Genomic DNA, 19,540 nt, shown 5'->3' on the forward strand with positions numbered 1-19,540 from the left:
AAATCTCTTTATGATAAAAAGAGCAAAAACCAAACAGATATTTGTAGGCAATGTAGCAGTAGGCGGTGATGCGCCTATCAGCGTGCAGTCAATGACATTTTCAAAAACTTCGGATGTAGAGACAACGGTAGAGCAGATAAAAAGACTTCACTTTGCTGGGTGTGACATCGTGCGTGTTGCAGTTCCGGAGATAGAAGATGCTCTTGCGCTCAAAGCTATAAAAGAACGTATCTCTCTTCCGCTTGTTGCAGACATTCACTTCAACCACCGTTTAGCGCTCGTAGCTGCAGAAGTCGTAGACTGCATCCGCATAAATCCGGGAAATATAGGTTCAAAAGAGCGTGTCAAAGAGGTTGTAAAAGCTTGTCAGGCGCGCAATATCCCTATTCGTATCGGCGTAAATGCGGGAAGTCTTGAAAAAGAGTTTTTAAACAAGTACGGACAGACTTCCGAGGGGATGGTAGCATCTGCAGAGTACAACATCAAATTTTTGGAGGACCTTGGATTTGATGACATCAAGATCTCTCTAAAAGCCAGTGACGTTCAAAGAACGGTCGATGCTTACAGGATGCTCCGCCCAAAAAACAGCTACCCTTTTCACCTAGGAGTCACCGAAGCGGGAACACTGTTTCATGCAACGGTAAAGAGCTCCATCGGTCTTGGCGCGCTTCTGCTTGACGGCATTGGTGACACTATGCGCGTAAGCATAACCGGAGAGCTTGAGGAAGAGATAAACGTCGCACGTGCGATCCTCAAAGACAGCGGAGCGGCAAAGGATGGGCTAAACATCATCTCCTGCCCTACTTGCGGAAGAATTGAGGCAGATCTGGTAACGGCGGTCGGAGAGATAGAGAGACGAACCACACACATAAAAGCACCTCTTAACGTCTCTGTTATGGGATGCGTGGTCAATGCCATAGGCGAAGCGGCTCATGCAGATGTTGCAATAGCTTACGGCAAAGGCAAAGGGCTTGTTATGGTAAAGGGCGAGGTCGTCGCAAACCTTGATGAAAGCGAACTGGTCGACAGATTTGTCAACGAAGTAGAAAAAATGGCCAAAGAGAGGGAGTAATGCAGGAAAATCTATACAATCTCGCTTTTGAGCGTTCTATTTTAAGTTCAATTGTTTTTGAACCAAGCCAGTTTGACGAGCTAAGCGTTGCCCTAAAACAGGATGACTTCTATCTTCCTGCTCATCAGGACATCTTTAAAGCCATGACCCTTCTTCTGCAAAAAGATCAGCCGATAGATGAAGAGTTTATAAAAAAAGAGCTCATCAAGATGAAAAAGTTTGATGAGAGCGTTATGCTTGAGATCCTCTCAGCAAACCCTATCTCAAACACAAAAGCGTATGTAGACGAGATAAAAGACAAATCGCTAAAACGCCATCTTCTGACACTCACAACCGAGATAAAAAGAGTAACGGTAGAAGAGGAACTCCCAAGTGCCGAAGTTATAGATATAGTCGAGAAAAAACTATACGAGATAACCCAAGACAACCAGACAAGCGACTTTAAAGACTCTCCGAAGATGACCTTTGACACCATGGAGTACATCAAAGAGATGAAAGCTCGCGGCAATAATGTGCTTGTCGGAGTAGATACCGGTTTTCATGAACTAAACAAGATGACCACGGGCTTTGGAAAAGGAGACCTTGTCATCGTTGCCGCACGTCCTGCGATGGGAAAAACATCTTTTATTTTAAACACCGTCAACAGCCTTATAACAAAAGGCAAAGGCGTTGCGTTCTTCTCGCTAGAGATGCCTGCAGAACAGCTGATGCTCAGACTTCTCTCCATACAAACATCCATCCCTTTGCAAAAACTGCGCGTCGGAGACATGAATGATGACCAGTGGAGCTCTCTAAACGGTGCGATAGACAAGATGAACCATGCCAAACTTTTTGTAGATGATCAGGGAAGCATAAACATAAACCAGCTCCGCTCAAAACTTAGAAAACTAAAAAACCAGCATCCTGAGATAGAGATAGCTGTTATCGACTACCTGCAGATCATGCAGGGGATCGGAAGCCAAGACAGACACCTGCAAGTCTCAGAGATCTCACGCGGGCTTAAAATGCTTGCACGTGAGCTAAACATACCTATCGTCGCTCTCTCGCAGCTAAACCGCGGTCTGGAGAGCAGAAACGACAAACGTCCCATGCTAAGCGATATCCGTGAGTCGGGCTCTATCGAGCAGGATGCCGACATCATTCTCTTTGTCTACCGTGACGACGTCTACCTCTACAAAGAGGAGAAAGAGCGCGAAAAAGCGGCAAAAGCTGAAGGCAAAGAGTTTACTCCTACATACGTTGAAAAAGAGGAGGAGGATGCGGAGATCATCATCGGCAAGCAGAGAAACGGTCCTACAGGACATGTTAAACTTGTTTTTCAAAAGAAACTTACGCGCTTTGTCGATGGAGTCCCTAGAGCGATTGAGACTGTTTACGAAAATGTAGACACGCGCTCTGCAAACATTGACATCGGCAACGATTCGGTATCTATGCCGCCGCTCTAGATAGATGATAGAGAGAGTCTCACTTTTTACTTCAAAGCGAGATGTTCTTCTTTTTATCTTACTTTCTCTTCTTATTCTTCTTGTCTCGCTTTTCATAGAGTATAGAGAATTTAAAAAATTCACCCTGTTTGACTCTGCCCTTGTAGATGCGACCGTATTAAAACAGTATGTAAAGAGCAAAAACAACAGAACATATCAGGTACTAAAACTAAAAAGCTCAGAGGGTCTTGTTTTTTACACAACCGCAAAAAGATCGCTTCAAGATATTAAAAACCAAGAGATCGAACTTGAAATCTGGCCAAAAGATCTCGACTTTTATAAATACCTCACAACATTTTACGGACCGAGCAAGATCATCAGGATAAACGAAGCAAAAAGTGCAAAACAGAGCCTGAATGAATTAATCTCATCCTCACATAAAGAAAAAGAGATAACAAATATCTATCAAGCGCTATACACGGCAACTCCTCTTGATATTTCACTGCAAAAGAGTTTCTCTACTCTTGGAGTCTCACATCTTCTTGCTATCAGCGGGTTTCACCTTGGAGTACTCAGTGCACTTCTATTTCTTTTCTTAAGACCCATTTACGGCTATACGCAAGATAAATTTTTTCCATACAGAAACTCAAAAAGAGATTTATTTCTTATAGTCGGTCTACTTCTTTTTGCCTATATGCTCTTTTTGGATTCTCCGCCATCTCTTATCCGCGCTTTTGGGATGTTGGTTGTTGGTTTTGTGCTCTATGACAGAGGTATTAAAATAGTCTCCATGCAGACTCTGTTTATAACAGTTCTGCTCCTTCTCTCCCTCTTTCCGAGACTCTTCTTCTCACTGGGCTTTTGGCTATCGGCGAGCGGGGTTTTTTACATCTTTTTATTTCTTGTTTACTTTAAAGATTTAAACAAAATATGGCAATTTCTGCTTCTGCCCATCTGGGTATATCTCTTGATGCTTCCATTCTCTTTGTCCATCTTTGAGAACTTCAGCATCTACCATCCGCTCTCAATTGTCTGGACTACGCTCTTTACTCTTTTTTATCCTTTGAGCATATTTATTCATTTTATAGGTTTTGGAGATATGTTCGACCCTGCTCTTCTTTGGCTTTTAAATCTAGGCAAAGAAGGAGTTCTGGTAGGCTTAAACCAATATCTTTTTCTCTTCTATATCCTGCTTAGTCTCGGAGCTATCTTTAGCAGGAGAACTCTCTACGCACTGCTGCTCTTTGGCAGCTCTCTTTTCATATACGCGATTTATCATGTAGCACAGTTTTAGCCCATAGACAAAGATTATCCACGACGCATATATCCACAAAAACAGAAACATGACTATGGAAAAAGAGCCGTACATCGTAGCATAAGCCTTGTTGTAAAAAACGTAGTAGATGAACCCGTTTTTGGCAATGCTAAATACTATAGATATTACAAAAGAGCTTATAAGAGATGCCTTTGCGTGAATCTTCGTATTGGCCGATATCTGAAATATAAGAAAAAAGAGCGCCCAGATAATTAGATACGGAACATAGGGCAAAATATTTATCCCCGATGTATACTCGCTGCCGGCCATCAAAGAGGCGACATAGCCCGTTATATAAAAAGAGGCTCCAAGCCCAATTGGCGTGAGTGTCAAAAGAGTCCAGAATGTGGTTACGGACTGCCAAAGCCCTCTCTTTTTTGCATGAAATATCTTATTGGCTATATACTCGAAGTTCTGAAAAAAGAGAAGCGAAGAGACGATGATCGCCACAAAACTTATCATGCTCATCTCAACCGAATTTTGCAAAAACGAGTTGATATGTTCCATCAAAGCCTCTGATTGCACCGGCATAATATTTGAGAAAATAAACTCTTGTATCTTTTTGTAATGTTCTGAGAAGTTTGGCATAGAGGTAAATAGTGTAAGTACGATTATAAGAAGAGGAATAAGCGTAAAAATTGTATAAAAACTAAGACTGGCCGCATAAAAAGTAAGATCTCTATCTATAAACGAAGTTATAAAAAGTTTTACTTGTGCGTATATTTTTCTGGTAATGTCTGTCAAAAAAACACCCCTATTTTTTATTTGGTTTTTTTTATTACAAAATAGTGATTATTTTTATCTCTATGATATAATAAGGAAAAATTATATCACAAATAGACCTCCATCAAAGCACAAAGGGGCCGTATATGAGTACAAGGCAGAAGGTTACACTGATTCTATCAGGACTGTTTCTAATATTTTTCATATCGATGATCATTATTGTTTCTCTTAGTTTTAGAAACTTCGGCATTGAGAGCGCTGAAAAAAGGGCGATGCTCACCGCAGAGGTCGTAAAGAGCGGGCTTACCGCTCATATGGTCAACGGCATAATGGACAAACGTCTCTACTTTCTCAACCAAATTGAAAATATAGAAAATGTAAGTGCACTTTGGGTCGCACGCTCTCAGACTGTGATAAATCAGTATGGAGAGGGTTTGAACAATGAAATTGCCCGTGACGAAATTGACAAAAGAGTGCTTAGAAACGGTAAAACAGCTCAGGAACTTACAGAGACCGCAACTAAAAGCACTCTTCGTATGACCATACCGTTTAAGGCTTCAGCATTTGGCACAACAAACTGTATGACATGTCATGATGCCAAAGAGGGAGAGGTCCTTGGAGCCGTAAGTATGGTCATAGACATCAGCGATATAAGAGGAAGCAGTTTGGCCACTGTAGGATATACGGCCCTGCTGGCTATTATTATAATGCTTGCGGTACTTTTAGTAGTAAATAAGTTCTTAAAACCGTATGTAAATATCTTCTACTCTATCAGAGACGTAATGTTAGCCGCTTACAACGGCAACTACTCAAAGAGAGTGGATGGCGGAGATACGAATGAGAGCAGATCGGTCGCTGAAATGCTAAACTCTCTGCTTGAGAAGCTTCAAAAAGTTTTTGAAGAGATAGACAAAAAGGTATATATATTTCTTCAAAATAAGAACAAAGACATATCGCATGACCCACTTGTAAACATTAACGATACCATAGACAAGCTCTCTGAGATATATAAGTTCAAGCAGACAATAGAGCATGACGAAAATCTAGAGGACATATACGAGAGACTTGCTTATCTATTTAAAACAAAATTTAAGCTCGCTGATTTTACTATTATTGAAGCAGATACACTAAGCGGCATAAAAAAAGTGGTATACAGCGTAAACGGCTGTCACTGTGACTTGGCTGATGGTCAATGCAGAGCGGATCGTATAAACAGCATAGTTGATTCAACAATTTTTGATCAAACATGCAGCAAGTTTCACGAGGAGGGGCTAGAGCATCTCTGCATCCCATACTCGATCTCGAATGAACTAAATATTATAATCTCTATAGTTACCAAAGACAAAGAGGAGAGCCTTAGAGTTAGAAATCTTGTAGGCCTCATTGAGGATTACATAGCAACTGCCAGACCTGCTATTGTCAGCAAAAAACTGATGCAGATACTAAACAAAATGGCAAGAGTTGACCAACTCACAGGCATGTTTAACAGAAAGTATCTTGATGAGTTCGCTGAAACGGCTATCCCCCAGGCGCTAAGAAGCAAAGTTCCTTACGGCATCTTGATGATTGATATAGACTTCTTTAAGATGATAAATGATACTTACGGTCACGATGTTGGAGATGAGGCTATCAGGGTGGTTTCAAGAGTTATAAAAGAGTCTATCCGCTCATCGGATATTCCAATCAGATTTGGCGGCGAAGAGTTTATAGTACTGCTGCATAACTGCGACAGAACGCATATAAAAGAGGTTGCCGAGAAGATACGTAAAAACTTTGCAATACAGTCTATCTCTGCAGGTTCTGAAACATTTACCAAAACGCTAAGTGTCGGAGCAGTTATGTTTCCTGATGACAGCAACAGTATTTGGAAGTGTATCAAATATGCGGATATTGCGCTCTACCATGCTAAAGAGCACGGTAGAAACCAAGTCGTATGTTTCGATGAGAGCCTGCTTAAAAACGGCGATATGAAAAACTCGTTTTAATTGTTAATTCAATCCCATCTTCGCAGGGTTTAGGATGTTGTTTGGATCAAACGCCATCTTTATAGATTTAAAAAGCGCCATCTCTTCAGGTGTAAACGCCATAGACATGTATGGTGCTTTTGCGAGCCCTATTCCATGCTCTCCGCTTAATGTTCCTCCCAGATCGACGGTTGCCTGAAACACCTCTTCTATAGCCTGATAAGCTATTTTTACCTGCTCGGGGTCTTTTCCGTCGACCATAACGTTTGTGTGAACGTTGCCGTCTCCGGTATGTCCAAAACAAGGTATCTTTACGTTGTATTTGTCGGCTATGGCATAAAATTTCTCTAAAAGCTCCGGAAGAGCTGAACGCGGAACTGTTACATCTTCGTTTAGTTTTTTGCTTCCGTAAACACTAAGTGCAGGAGAAGCATTGCGTCTTGCAAACCATAGATCGCCTGCCTCTTTTTTATCTTTTGCTATTTTAAACTCATAACAGCCGTTTTCTTTAAAGACCTTCTCGATCTGAGCGAGCTGAAAATCAAGGTCATCTTCCAAGTTTCCATCCACATCTGTTACCAAAAGAGCACCTGCATCTACAGGAAGACCTTTATTGAAGGTCTGCTCGACCGCACGTATGGTCAAGTTGTCCAAAAACTCCATAGCAACTGGTGTCACACCGCTTGCCATTGTTTTATATACGGCATTCATTGCATCGTTTACGCTCTTAAAGATACCCATTGCCGTTTTTGTCATCTTTGGTTTTGGAATAAGTCTTAGAGTGATCTCGCTTAGAACTGCCAAAGTCCCCTCTGAAGCTATCAAGATACCGCTGATGTTATAGCCTGCCACATCCTTTATGGTTCTCTTTCCGGCTTTAATGATATCGCCGTTTGGAAGTACCGCACGTGTAGCCATGACGTAATCTTTGGTAATGCCGTACTTTGCAGCTCTCATACCGCCCGCATTCTCGCTGACATTCCCGCCTATAGTTGAATACTCCTGAGAAGCAGGGTCCGGCGGATAGAAAAGTCCGACCTCTTCAACGGCGCGCTGCAGGTCCATATTGATAACTCCGGGCTGAACTACCGCGACCATATTTTTCATATCGATCTCAAGTATCTTGTTCATATGTTTTTCCATAGCCAGCACTATCCCGCCGCTACTTGGAAGTGCTCCGCCAGTAAAACCGCTTCCCGCTCCGCGAGGAACTATAACAATTCTATGCTCGTTACAGTACTTTAAAACCTTGCTTATATCATCCTCATCTCTTGGAAATATGACTGCATCAGGCTCAAAATGCTCACGCGTTGCATCGTATGAGTAGGCTATGAGATGTGCTTTGTCGCTATAGATATTTTCATCGCCGACAACGCTCTTAAAATAGTCCAAATGTTTTTTTTCTATCATCTTTTTTCCCTTCAAAATCAAATTCTTCAACTATATCTTCTAGTTTTTCGCCACCGTTTTTTACTATCTCGTAAAGTTCTCTGTTATCCGGATTTGCTTTTACCATCAGCTCATAGTAGTGAGGCTCGTACTCATCAAGTTCATCGCTTCCCTCTCCCCACCACGCAGCATCTATCTCTTGAACTCTCATATAAAAAGGAAGATTTACCTCTTTTTGCTCTAGCTTTGCATCCGTGATGGCCAATATTTTAAAACTTTTTGCATCCAGTGTATAGACTCTCTCATCCAGATATATAAAGACCAAACCTACTGATGTATTTGTGCTCATCTGGGTAAAATCACTTCTAAGCGGTGTCGGATGACCGTTAAATGAGAGGATAGTAGCGAAAATATCAGGATGTATCCATTGAACATTAGAGCTTTTGGTCACTCTGTAGTATATATCTTCATTTGGAGCGATCAAAAGAGCTCTTGTGTAACCAAAAGCCAAAACTGCAGTATCGCCGATTTGAACATCCCATCTTCCGCTTGGCAGAGCGCTGCTGCTAAGCGCGTTAAATTCGCTTATGGCTAATTTTGCGATTTTGCTATTCTCATCAAAACTCTTAACTACGGCATTTTTCAAGATGGTAGTATGCTCTTCATCTATCCCGTGAACGATAAAGCCGCTTACTCCAACATCGATCTTCTCGATCTTAATCGTGACTTCGGTTGCATCCTCGTTTATTTCTATAACAGGGGATTTTACAACAACTCCAAAAAGCTCTAAGGCTATAATCAAAAGGACAACTATCTGCTTCATTTTTCTACTTTATAGTTAATATAGTGCGATTATAGCAAACAAACCTCACACTAAGGCAAATTTTGTTAGAGTTTTAAAATTATTTTGAAAAATTTTACATTTACGGTTATATTTATGAGACAATTTTTTATATTTTTTATATTTGCAACATCCCTTTTTGGGGCGCAGGTCGAGACCTACCGCTGGAGCAACGGCGAGACATACCTTATGTTTTTAGAGAAGAACTCCCTTCCGCTAAAACCGCTCTACTACAACTTGGATGAAGATGAGCAACAACTCACCGAAGAGATATATTCAGGTATTCACTACCAGATCTCAAAAGAGAAAAACGGAGAAATCTCCCAAGTTTTTATACCGCTAAATGATGAGCTGCAAATACACATATACAAAAATAACGCTGAGTACTTTTTTGAGACCCTGCCCATCATCAGTGAGACAAGAGTAGAAGCATTTACGTTACAAATTGAGCACTCTCCATATCTCGACATTATAAAAGAGACGGGCTCCGTTAAACTTGCGACAATATTCGTCTCAAGCTTTAAACATTCGCTAAACTTCAAAAGAGACCTTCGCAAAGGTGATACATTAGCGATGATATATGAGCAAAAATACCGTCTTGGAAAACCATTTTCTATGCCGACACTAAAAGCAGCAATGATAGAGATGAGAGGCAAAAAGCACTATATCTACCTAAATGACGACGGCAGGTTCTACAACGAAGACGCCAAAGAGATAGAGGGATTTTTGCTCGGCAATCCGGTTAGAGGAGCCAGAATATCTTCACGCTTTACAAAGAGAAGATTTCACCCTGTTTTAAAAAAATACCGTGCCCACCTGGGAGTTGATTATGCCGCTTCAAGAGGTACTCCTATCGCAGCTGCAGGAAGCGGAAGAGTCGTATTCATAGGGCAAACAAGAGGATACGGCAAACTGATAAAAGTACAGCATGAAGACGGCTATATGACTCTTTATGCTCATCAAAGCTCATTTAGAAAAGGGTTAAGAAAAGGCTCTTACGTAAAAAAAGGCCAAATAATCGGTTATGTCGGAAGCACTGGTCTCTCAACAGGACCGCATCTGCATTTTGGGCTCTATAAAAACAATCGGGCAATTGATCCTCTGCGCGTTGTTCAAGTGGCGACTAAAAAACTCTCGGGCAAGGAAAAAACAGCATTTCTACAGCTAAAATCAAACTATGATGAAAGTATAAACCTGCATATCGCAAACGAGACAAAATATGCAAGAGTCGGTACACCTCAGAGTGTCTGCTATTTTTATAACGGAGAGCTATGTGTACAAGATAAACTCGATTCAGACTCTTAAAGAACCAAATTTCGTAAAACCCATCTTAATAAACTACTCTGCCAAAGGGATCAGCAGGAAATGGGAGGCCGTTGTAACTCATGACAGTGTTGCCGTCTTGCTTTGGCACAGAGAGAGGGACGCTTTTGTGCTTGTAAAACAGCTTCGTGCCACGGTGCTTAACAAAAATCCAAATAACGGAATGATGTATGAGCTGTGTGCGGGGATAGTTGACAAGAACAAAAGCCTTGCCGAGATTGCAAAAGAGGAAGTTTTAGAAGAGTGTGGTTACGACATACCGGTAGAGAGCCTTAAAAAGATCAACTCATTTTACACAAGTGTGGGAATATCAGGCACCTTTCAAACTCTCTACTATGCCGAGTGCAATGACTCCATGAAGGTAAACAATGGAGGCGGACTGGATGAGGAGGATATAGAGGTCATCTATATTCCTACCAAAGGGGCAAAAGAGTTTATGTTTGATGAGAGCTATCAAAAGACGACAGGTGTTATGATGGCTTTTTACTGGTTCTTTGACAATCAACACTCTCTCTAAAAAAATAAAAAGATTTATGTAAATTCTAGGCGCAAACAAGGAAGCATACTTTTAGTATGCGACGCGTGCTACAACGACGAAGTTATATGAAGATTTTTATTTTTATCCAAATTCGATAGGGTCCATATCTACTTCTGCCAGAGCGTTCTTACATGCAGAAATAGCTTTTATAATGTCTGTGCTTTTATCGGAACGCAGAAGTATCTCAAACCTGTACTTGTCCGCAACCCTCTCAATGCCGCACTTTCCAAACCCAACTATCTCTACATTTGAAAAGGCTCTCAAAGACTCCTGCATCTGCTGCATAGCTTCGCTGGCTTTGATGCCGTTTTTGTGTGAAAATAGAATGCGGCACAATTTTTTGTAAGGAGGATAGAGCTCTTTTCTGTACTCCTTCTCATACTCTAAAAAATCCTCATATTTATCAATATAAACGCTAAAAAAATCTTGATTAAATGTTTGAACTAGCACTTTTGCACTATCTTTTCGTCCGCTTCTTCCCGCTACTTGTATAAGTGTAGAGAGCGCCTTTTCTCTTGCTCTGTAGTCACTCATGTTAAGCATATTATCAAGTCCCATAACAACAGCCAAAGATACACCGTGATAATCATGCCCCTTGCTAATCATCTGAGTTCCCACAAGTATATCTATCTCTTTATCATTAAAGCTCTTAAGAGCACGTTTGAGTTTGTTTGCGGTAGTAATGACATCTCTGTCAAACTGCTCAACTACCGCTTCTTCAAACTCACTCCTTATATCTTTTACAACCTCGGCTGTTCCGAGTCTTGAGCTTATAAGATTAGGCGAATTACACTCTGAGCACACCTGAGGGATTGCTTGAGCAAAATTGCAGTAGTGGCAATTTAGGGAGCGTGTTTTTTGATGAATACTCATACCTACACTACAAAAGAGACATTTGTAGGTATGCCCGCAATCAGCGCATATGAGATACTTGAAGTTTGCACGAGTAGGAAGAAAAAGTATAGCCTGCTCTTTTGCTTCTAATACCTCTTTGAGACTTCCTAGTATCATCGGAGATAATTTTTCTAAAGAGCGCTCATAAACAAACTCTTTTTTTGAAGCAAAATATCCACCCTTAAGCCTTACACGTGGAAATTTTACATAAGTTGTAAGGCTTGGGGTAGCGCTCCCTAAAACAACATTGATTCCGTGAAGTTTCCCCATATATATGGCTATGTCTCTTGCGTTGTAGCGCGGTCTTGAGGATGACTTGTAACTCTCATCATGCTCCTCATCTACAACTATAAGACCTAGCTCTTTGATGGGCAAAAACAGTGCAGAGCGCGGACCTGCTATTATCTTTGCTCTTCCGTCATAAATCTTCTCCAGTGCCTCTTTTTTTTGTTTTGGTGTAAGTTTTGAGTGCCACATAACAACTGCATCGCCAAAATGATTGTGCAGTCTTTGGTTCATTTGCGGAGTTAGCGAAATTTCAGGCATAAGAAAAATAGAGCGTTTTTTTTGCTCTATCATCTCACTAAAATAGTACATGTAGATTTCTGTTTTTCCGCTGCCGGTATCGCCAAAAAGAAGTGAGGCCTTATGCTTTTTTAAAAAAGAGAGAGCCTCTTTTTGTTTGTCGGAGAGATTTATCTTTTTCTCGTTCCCATGCTCCGCTTGGGAATGCATACCCACACTCTCGTTCTCATGCTCTGCCTGTAAATTCGTACCCACATACGGCGACATAAGCCCAAGCGCCTCCCCAAGCGAGCAAAAATAGTATGAGGATATAAACTGAGCAAGCAAGAGCTGTTTGTCGGAGTAAAGAGAATCATAAACTTCCAAAATCTCGTTTGTTTCAAACTCAGGTTTTTTACATGTAGATATTACTACACCAAATCCATCCCTGTTTCTCACATTTATTTTTACTTTTGTGCCGATTTCTATTGTCTTATGTGATTGATATGTAAACGGTTCTAGCGGAGAGCCAAGGAGTGCTATGTTGTAGTAGTGCAAAGTTTTCAAACAATCCGATACTTTATAAAATATAGCCAATCAATCCTGTAGTGCAGAACACTCTGTACCGCTTGTACATAAAAATTTACCATCAGAAGGCGTATATGTAAAGGTATTTACGCTGCTGCCAACTGTGAAAACATACTCTGTATCGCTATTCTTTGTCCAATCGCCGGAGCCTGCTCCTGCTTTTATACCGTACGTTAAAAGAGTTCTGTTCGGAGTTACACTGGTGTCACCTGTAAAAAGAGTAGTAGAACTGCTGCTCAGTTTATTTATATAAGAAGTATTGCCTTTAATCACTTGAGTTTGTCGCTCATTTGCAATAGCAGTACGGATAGTTGCAACATCCCCACGTCCTTTAGCAATATCCGCCACCTCTCTAGTTGCACCAAATTTTGGAAGAGCCACAGTCGCCAAAATTCCCAAAACAACGATGACAAAAATAAGTTCAATAACAGTAAATGCACGAGAGAATTTCATAAAAAACCTTGAGTAATAATTTTAAAACTATTTTAAAATAACTTGAAAATAATTACTTTTATATATGCATTCCCACGCAGGAGCGTGGGAACGAGAAAGAGGTGGAACGAGAAAATTAAGGCTGCTTATTCCACTCTAATGTAGGAGATGTTGTTCTAGATGCCTGCGTTGCATTAACATCATACACTTCACCACCAACTGTAACTGTAAAACTTGTGCCTGCATTTGCAGCGGTTGCATAGTCAGCAAGAATTGTTGCTTGTGTCGCTGTTGCAGCAACTCCTGTTTTACGGCACTCTACTGGAGCCTCAATTTGAGCACCAATAGTAGCTGCTGTAAACGCCGTTGTCTCATTTAAATCATTTAACATCATATCAGCCCATATCGCTGGTAAAGTAGTACGATTTAATGTACCAATAAAAGCATTACACTTCCCAGCCTCAGCTTGCTCAGAAACACCAATAAATCTCGGCAGTGCAACCGCAGCCAAAATACCTAAAATAACGATAACAAAGATCAACTCGATCATAGTAAAACCAGCTCTTTTCATAAGAACTCCTCGTAAATAAAAATTTCGGTCACTCTTGCAACCTTAGTAAACATTATGAGGCAGATGTCATTAATATATGCTTAAATAGATTGGTTATCTATTTTGGAACTTTAATTGCTTGTATTGTGTTACTTAGAAATTAGATTATAAAATTAATCCAATTCTGACACGAAAGTGTCAAGCTTCAGCGCCTTAGCGGCTAGCGTAGATGGCGGAATTACTTCCGACATCGTTTAAATTAATAAAAGGAGTTCCAATGAGCATACAGGTTTCGGCTTCACAGCATCTTGCCGCAAAAGCGCTTGACTACAGAGCCATCCGTCAGGATATGATATCGTCAAACATTGCAAATGCGGACACTCCTTACTATAGACCAAGAGATATACGTTTTGAAGATGCGCTCTCAGAACAAAGAGCAAAGATACTAAACCAAGGCACGCCGAAGCTTCAGATGGCTCAAACGGACGGTGCGCATCTGCCGCTACAGGATGAGAAGAGTTCATCTATGCCAAAAAGGTTCTTTAGAGACGGCCATATGGCAAGAAACGACGGCAACAGCGTCGACCTTGATGTTGAGACAACAGAGATGAGTAAAAACTCCATCATGTTCAACGCTCTGGTTAATGCCATGAAGAAAAATTCAGGCATCTACAAAAGCGTAATTGAAGCATCTTCAAAAGTTAGTTAAAGGTAAATTATGTCAAATTTTTTAAGCAGTTTTGATATTAGCGGTCACGGACTATCTGCCCAAAGAGTTCGTGTAAATACCATCTCACAAAACATCGCAAACGCTCAGACGACCAGAACCGACGAGGGCGGACCATACAGAAGAAAAGAGGTCGTATTTAAGGCTATCAACTTCAACGATGTGTTCAACAAAGCGGTGGACGGCATGAGCGAGAGCGCAAAATATCAAGACCCGCTAAATGAGGGTGAATTCGGTAAAAAGGTAAATCCTGCTATAATGAGCGTTATAGTTGACAAGATCTCACGCGACGACAGAGAGCCGAACTTAAAGTACGAGCCTTCTCACCCTGATGCGGACGCTAACGGTTATGTGGCATACCCCAACATTAATCCCGTTATCGAAATGGCCGATTTAGTAGAAGCAACTAGAAGTTATCAGGCCAATGTTGCGGCTTTTGAGAGTTCTAAAAATATGGCTAACAGCGCGATTTCGCTGTTACAGTAAATAGAGGTATATTATGAGTAGCATTGATAACATTTCAGGCGTCTCCTCCGCAGAGCTCCTAAAACAGAAGAGCAAGGCGGAAGGTGTTGGTGGCGAAGATTTTGCCAAAACACTAAAGTCTGCCATTAATGAAGTAAACGAACTTCAAGAAAAAGGCGATAAAGCTATCGGTGATATGGCAACAGGACAGGTTAAAGATCTGCACCAAGCCGCACTTGCCATCGGAAAAGCAGAAACCAGCATGAAGCTTATGCTAGAAATTCGCAACAAAGCGCTAAGTGCTTACAAAGAGCTAGGCAGAACTCAGCTCTAATAGTAACTTTTCAGCTATGTAAAAAGGTTTTACATAGCCTTTTTATTAACACACTTCATTAGCATAAGATGCTATAATCCATTTAAAAACCAAGACAGCTGAAATATGAACAACCAAAATGCAAACACAGAGAACAAAAGTAAAAAGATATTTATACTCTATTCACTGATAGTTCTTGGTTTTTTACTCTTTTTAGTCGTTATGCTTCTAACGACACTCAAGCCGCGCGATCTTCCCTCACTCTACACAAAAGAGAGCTCCAAAGCGGTCAGAGGCTCCATTATAAGCGCTGACGGATTTCATATAGCATCTACCGTAAAGCTTTATAAAGCGGTCGTAAATACTCACTATATAGACCCAAAAAAGAGAGAGCTTTTTATAGAATTATTTAGCATATACTCAGGTATTGACGCAAAAGAGATCAAAGAGAAGATAAGCAAGCAAAAAGGGGTTGTGGTTCTTAGCTATAACATCGAGCAGAAAGAGGCGCAATACCTTAAGCAACTTGCTTACGAGCTTAGACGCCTGAATGTTTTTGTTGAGAGGAAAAATCCAATAACTGGTAGGACATCACTGCACGGGCTTAGCATTATTGAGAGCGGAGAGAGCAGAGAGTACCCTTATAGCAAGCTTTTAACACCTATTATAGGCTACCCTCATAAAGTTGAAGATGACGGGTACACATATGTAAAAGGTGTCAAAGGGATAGAGAAAAAGTTTGAAAATGAGCTTCAGGCAAAGCAGGATGAACTAAGCCAAGGTCCAAGAGATGTAAACGGTTATATCATCCTAAACAAAGATAGTTTTACAAAACCTGAGATAAAAGGACTTGACGTAAAACTAAATATTCCTATCGCTCTTCAGCTAAGAGTCGAGAAGATGCTTGATAAGATGAAAATCGAACTGGAGGCAAGAGAGATCATAGCTGTTGTCATGGATACCAAAAGCGGCAAAGTTATCACAATGGCAAGCTCGAACAGATATATGCCAAAAGCCATACAAAAAAGTGATTACCCATCCCTAAACAGCTCCATGATAGAGTACAGTTTTGAACCGGGGAGTGTTATAAAAACCATCACGTTTGCTATTCTTTTGGATAAAGGACTTGTTAATCCGTATGACCTGGTCAATGGGCATAACGGACGTTATAAGATAGGAAGAAAGATCATAACGGACGAACATAAGTTTGACTGGCTGAGTGCAGAGAACACAATAGTACACTCATCAAACATAGGAATTGCACAACTTGCGCAAAAACTCTCAGGAGTAGATTTCAACCAAGGCCTGCTTGATTTCGGCTTTGCCTCAAAATCTACACCGGATCTTATATATGAAAGAGCTGGTTCCATTCCTCACATAATGCAGCTGGAAAATGAGATCTATAAGGCAACCTGCTCCTACGGATACGGTATGCGTGCAAATCTTATGCAGCTTATCCGCGCTTACAGCGTCTTTAACAATAGCGGAAGAATGGTTACGCCAAGGGTTGTAGACTCTTTTATAGATCACTACAACAGAGAGATAGCTATACCTGAACAGGAACAGCCTCAAGTTATCAAAACCTCAACTGCTCACAGAGTAAAAAAGATATTGATCAAAACGGTCGATGAGGGAACGGGCGTTAAAGCTAAAACAGAAGGTCTGGAGGTTGGAGGCAAAACTGGAACTGCTCATATAGTCGAAGATAGAAGATATGTAAACGAGTATAATACCGCTTTTGTAGGTTTTGCAAATGATGAAAAAAGCAGATATACGATAGGAACGATCGTTATCAGACCTAAAAAGAGCCAGTTTGCGGCTCAAACTGCTGTTCCTGTCTTTAAAAATATTGTAGACACGCTGGTTGAAGAGGGCTACTTAAAGCCAAATATTATCGAGTAACCTCGTAGTTCCTACTTTAACCTCTACTAAAATAACGCTATTACCTATCTCAACCCTCTCTAACTGGTTAAAATCACGGTCTAAAATCTCGACATAAAATATCTCCAGCGGTGCCAGTATCTCTCTCATGGCGCTCTTTATCTCTTTAGCATCAAGCACTCCCCTGCTCACCATTGCACTTGAGAGTCTCAAAGAAGATGAGACTTTAAGAGCTTCAACTCTCTCCTCCTTGCCAAGATATGCGTTTCTGCTGCTAAGAGCCAGACCATCTTTTTCACGAACAGTATCTACGGGAACAATCTCAACGTCCATAAAAAGCTGTTTGACCATCAAGGAGATAAGATTTAGCTGCTGTGCATCCTTTTTGCCGAAATACGCCCTTGTCGGGTTTACGATATTTAGCAGCTTCATTACAACCGTTAAAACACCGTTAAAGTGTCCAGGTCTGCTCTGCCCTTCTAGAACATAGCCTCTGACCTTTGGCGCAAGGAGAGAGACTTCGTCCGCACCGTACATATCGCTTGGCTGAGGGAAGAAAAGAACATCAACACCGCTAATGGAACATATTTTTTTGTCAGCTTCATCTTTTTTAGGATACTTATCTAGGTCTTCACCCTTTAAAAACTGTGTCGGATTTAAAAATATGGAGACAACTACCGTCTCATTTTGCTCTTTTGCCTTCTTTATAAGTGAGATATGTCCCTCGTGCAAAGCACCCATGGTCGGTATAAAACCGATAGAGTTTTTTATGTTTTTAAGGTACTCTTTTAGCTCATGCGGACAAGAAATAATCTTCATTTTCAGCCTTTGGACACCTCTAAAAACTCTTTGCTTATTTTTGAAGAGCAAATTTTTAGATGTAGTTTTAGGAAGATTTTGAAACTCCTAACCGTAGTTAAGAGTGAAAAATCTGACGACAAAATACCTAAAAAGTTGCCTTCCCTCTGGGCTTTATAGATTTGCCGGCTATCATCGTTGCTGTTCATCGCCATAGCTTTTGCTATGTCTTTTCACAGCGCCTTGATATACAGCAAATCTCTTAAAGCAAAAATAGTTAAGGGCTTTTAGAGGTGTCCTAGAATATAATCGCGTAATTATACACTATTGGATTGATTTTATGGATAATTACGAATATACAGAGCTTTTAAAAGACCTTTCAAAAAAGATGAACAACATAACGGGTGTGGTTGAGCCTCATAAACTTCAAGAGCGTCTAGATGAGATAGCAGAGCTTGAAAACTCTCAGGACTTTTGGAATGACGCCGCAAATGCTGCGGCAGTGCAAAAGGAGAAGACGCAGTGCGAGAGAAAACTAAACAAATACAACGTTGCAAAAGATGCTCTTGATGATGCAAAAGAGCTCTATGAAATGGCAAAAGACGAGGGTGACGAGGAGTCCATAAAAGAGTGCTTTGATGGAGCCGAGGAGCTTGAAGATTTTATACGCGCCATGGAGATAGAAGTATTGCTGAGCGAAGAGACGGATGCGAACAATGCCATTTTATCCATTCACCCTGGAGCAGGCGGAACAGAGTCGCAAGACTGGGCATCTATGCTTCTTAGAATGTACAAAAGATTTGCAGAGAGACGCGGATGGAGCGTCGAGGTTCTTGACTATCAAGCCGGCGAAGAGGCCGGCATAAAAGATGTCTCGCTGCTCATCAAAGGCGAGAATGCCTACGGATATCTAAAAGTTGAAAACGGCATCCACAGGCTCGTGCGCATATCGCCTTTTGACTCAAATGCAAAAAGACACACCTCTTTTAGCTCTGTCATGGTCTCTCCTGAGATAGACGATGACATTAACATCGAGATAGAGGACAAAGATATTCGTGTTGATACTTACCGCTCAAGCGGTGCGGGCGGGCAGCACGTCAACAAAACAGAATCGGCTATCAGAATTACCCACATAGCGACAGGCGTCGTCGTACAGTGCCAAAATGACAGAAGTCAGCATAAGAACAGGGCAACCGCTATGAAGATGTTAAAATCAAGGCTATATGAACTTGAACTTGAAGCGCAAAAAGCTGAAGCCGACGGTGTTGCAAAAAGCGAAATAGGATGGGGACACCAGATACGCTCTTACGTTATGCAGCCATATCAGCAGATAAAAGATACAAGAAGCAACGTAGCGTACTCAAATGTCAGCGCCATACTGGATGGCGATATAGATAAGATGATAGAGGACGTGCTTATTTCTCAGAATCGCTCTTAGGTTTAGAGATAAAGCTGTAACCCAAAAAAAGAGCTCCAAAGACCATGCTCAAAATAGTCATGTACTGTATCTGTTTCTTTTGAGCATTTTTGAGCTCCTCAACAAACTTCGAAGCAGCAGGTTCCTGCCTCTGCTTTGTAGATGAGGAAATACCGCGAACACTTGCCTCCATTCTTGCAACATTGGCAGCAGCTATTTCATTTTCAGTTGCCACCTCTTTTGGAGAGATCCAAAAGTACAAAGCAAACCCGACAACTAACATAACTGCACCAGCTGTTCTAAAAATTATAATTTTATATTTTTTAAATATCTCTTTCATCTATATACCTTTTTATAATAATAATTATGTCAAACTTCGAGT

The 19,540-nt window shown here is 41.0% G+C and carries 18 protein-coding genes and 1 pseudogene; 11 read left to right on the forward strand and 8 right to left on the reverse strand.

Features of this window, described 5'->3' with window-relative positions; translation table 11 throughout:
- Positions 1-10: 10 nt before the first annotated feature.
- From ispG to RBR61_RS07290, 3 genes and pseudogenes are all read left to right on the forward strand, one after another.
- Positions 11-1,072, forward strand: a complete 1,062-nt coding sequence (gene ispG, locus RBR61_RS07280; protein WP_320343189.1) for a flavodoxin-dependent (E)-4-hydroxy-3-methylbut-2-enyl-diphosphate synthase — start codon at positions 11-13, stop codon at positions 1,070-1,072.
- A complete protein-coding gene (locus tag RBR61_RS07285; protein WP_320343190.1) occupies positions 1,072-2,517 on the forward strand; it encodes a replicative DNA helicase in 1,446 nt (481 codons plus the stop codon). Before ispG ends, RBR61_RS07285 begins: the two co-directional genes overlap by 1 nt.
- Before the next feature lie 4 nt (positions 2,518-2,521).
- Positions 2,522-3,616, forward strand: a pseudogene (locus tag RBR61_RS07290) (ComEC/Rec2 family competence protein); the annotation flags it as partial.
- A 39-nt stretch (positions 3,617-3,655) separates the two neighbouring features.
- On the opposite strand, the gene RBR61_RS07295 reads toward RBR61_RS07290, so the two are convergent.
- Positions 3,656-4,555: a YihY family inner membrane protein gene (locus RBR61_RS07295; protein ID WP_320343191.1), complete on the reverse strand. Its 900-nt coding sequence runs from the start codon at positions 4,553-4,555 to the stop codon at positions 3,656-3,658.
- 125 nt (positions 4,556-4,680) lie between these two features.
- On the opposite strand from RBR61_RS07295, the gene RBR61_RS07300 reads away from it, so the two are divergent.
- A complete protein-coding gene (locus tag RBR61_RS07300; protein ID WP_320343193.1) occupies positions 4,681-6,519 on the forward strand; it encodes a GGDEF domain-containing protein in 1,839 nt (612 codons plus the stop codon).
- A 3-nt stretch (positions 6,520-6,522) separates the two neighbouring features.
- On the opposite strand, the gene RBR61_RS07305 is transcribed toward RBR61_RS07300, so the two are convergent.
- Together RBR61_RS07305 and RBR61_RS07310 are read right to left on the reverse strand one after the other, a co-directional pair.
- Positions 6,523-7,908: an FAD-linked oxidase C-terminal domain-containing protein gene (locus tag RBR61_RS07305; RefSeq protein ID WP_320343195.1), complete on the reverse strand. Its 1,386-nt coding sequence runs from the start codon at positions 7,906-7,908 to the stop codon at positions 6,523-6,525.
- On the reverse strand, positions 7,877-8,710 hold the full coding sequence (locus tag RBR61_RS07310; RefSeq protein ID WP_320343197.1) for a plasminogen-binding N-terminal domain-containing protein: 834 nt from the start codon (positions 8,708-8,710) through the stop codon (positions 7,877-7,879). The genes RBR61_RS07305 and RBR61_RS07310 overlap by 32 nt, the downstream gene beginning before the upstream one ends.
- A gap of 114 nt (positions 8,711-8,824) precedes the next feature.
- Here RBR61_RS07310 and RBR61_RS07315 point away from each other — a divergent pair, with 114 nt between their 5' ends.
- On the forward strand, positions 8,825-10,033 hold the full coding sequence (locus RBR61_RS07315) for a peptidoglycan DD-metalloendopeptidase family protein (RefSeq protein ID WP_320343199.1): 1,209 nt from the start codon (positions 8,825-8,827) through the stop codon (positions 10,031-10,033).
- Positions 10,002-10,568, forward strand: coding sequence for an NUDIX domain-containing protein (locus RBR61_RS07320; RefSeq protein ID WP_320343201.1), 567 nt, complete (start codon positions 10,002-10,004; stop codon positions 10,566-10,568). The genes RBR61_RS07315 and RBR61_RS07320 overlap by 32 nt, the downstream gene beginning before the upstream one ends.
- A 102-nt stretch (positions 10,569-10,670) precedes the next feature.
- Here the strand turns inward: RBR61_RS07320 and RBR61_RS07325 are convergent, their stop codons facing one another.
- From RBR61_RS07325 to RBR61_RS07335, 3 genes are all read right to left on the reverse strand, one after another.
- On the reverse strand, positions 10,671-12,554 hold the full coding sequence (locus RBR61_RS07325; RefSeq protein ID WP_320343202.1) for a primosomal protein N': 1,884 nt from the start codon (positions 12,552-12,554) through the stop codon (positions 10,671-10,673).
- 30 nt (positions 12,555-12,584) lie between these two features.
- On the reverse strand, positions 12,585-13,028 hold the full coding sequence (locus RBR61_RS07330) for a prepilin-type N-terminal cleavage/methylation domain-containing protein (RefSeq protein ID WP_320343203.1): 444 nt from the start codon (positions 13,026-13,028) through the stop codon (positions 12,585-12,587).
- 115 nt (positions 13,029-13,143) lie between these two features.
- On the reverse strand, positions 13,144-13,578 hold the full coding sequence (locus RBR61_RS07335; protein WP_320343205.1) for a prepilin-type N-terminal cleavage/methylation domain-containing protein: 435 nt from the start codon (positions 13,576-13,578) through the stop codon (positions 13,144-13,146).
- A gap of 256 nt (positions 13,579-13,834) precedes the next feature.
- Between RBR61_RS07335 and flgB the strand changes: the two genes are divergently transcribed.
- The 4 genes from flgB to RBR61_RS07355 all read left to right on the forward strand — a co-directional run bounded on the left by flgB (position 13,835) and on the right by RBR61_RS07355 (position 16,964).
- A complete protein-coding gene (gene flgB / locus RBR61_RS07340; RefSeq protein ID WP_320343207.1) occupies positions 13,835-14,266 on the forward strand; it encodes a flagellar basal body rod protein FlgB in 432 nt (143 codons plus the stop codon).
- A gap of 9 nt (positions 14,267-14,275) precedes the next feature.
- Entirely contained in the window at positions 14,276-14,770 is a 495-nt protein-coding gene (gene flgC, locus RBR61_RS07345; protein WP_320343209.1) for a flagellar basal body rod protein FlgC, read from the forward strand.
- A 13-nt stretch (positions 14,771-14,783) separates the two neighbouring features.
- Positions 14,784-15,083, forward strand: a complete 300-nt coding sequence (gene fliE, locus RBR61_RS07350) for a flagellar hook-basal body complex protein FliE (protein WP_320343210.1) — start codon at positions 14,784-14,786, stop codon at positions 15,081-15,083.
- Between the two features lie 105 nt (positions 15,084-15,188).
- The gene (locus RBR61_RS07355; protein ID WP_320343212.1) at positions 15,189-16,964 is read left to right on the forward strand and encodes a penicillin-binding protein 2; all 1,776 of its coding nucleotides are present in this window, start codon (positions 15,189-15,191) and stop codon (positions 16,962-16,964) included.
- Here the strand turns inward: RBR61_RS07355 and panC are convergent.
- Positions 16,941-17,762 carry a pantoate--beta-alanine ligase gene (gene panC, locus RBR61_RS07360; RefSeq protein ID WP_320343214.1) on the reverse strand — a complete coding sequence of 274 codons (822 nt, stop codon included), beginning with the start codon at positions 17,760-17,762 and terminating at the stop codon, positions 16,941-16,943. The two genes, RBR61_RS07355 and panC, sit on opposite strands and share 24 nt — an antisense overlap.
- 319 nt (positions 17,763-18,081) lie before the next feature.
- Between panC and prfB the strand changes: the two genes are divergently transcribed.
- Positions 18,082-19,179: a peptide chain release factor 2 gene (prfB, locus tag RBR61_RS07365; RefSeq protein ID WP_320343216.1), complete on the forward strand. Its 1,098-nt coding sequence runs from the start codon at positions 18,082-18,084 to the stop codon at positions 19,177-19,179.
- Here prfB and RBR61_RS07370 read toward each other — a convergent pair.
- Positions 19,157-19,498: a hypothetical protein gene (locus RBR61_RS07370; RefSeq protein WP_320343217.1), complete on the reverse strand. Its 342-nt coding sequence runs from the start codon at positions 19,496-19,498 to the stop codon at positions 19,157-19,159. The genes prfB and RBR61_RS07370 overlap by 23 nt on opposite strands.
- Positions 19,499-19,540 lie beyond the last annotated feature (42 nt).

Source organism: Sulfurimonas sp. (assembly GCF_034005705.1).
Taxonomy (GTDB): domain Bacteria; phylum Campylobacterota; class Campylobacteria; order Campylobacterales; family Sulfurimonadaceae; genus Sulfurimonas.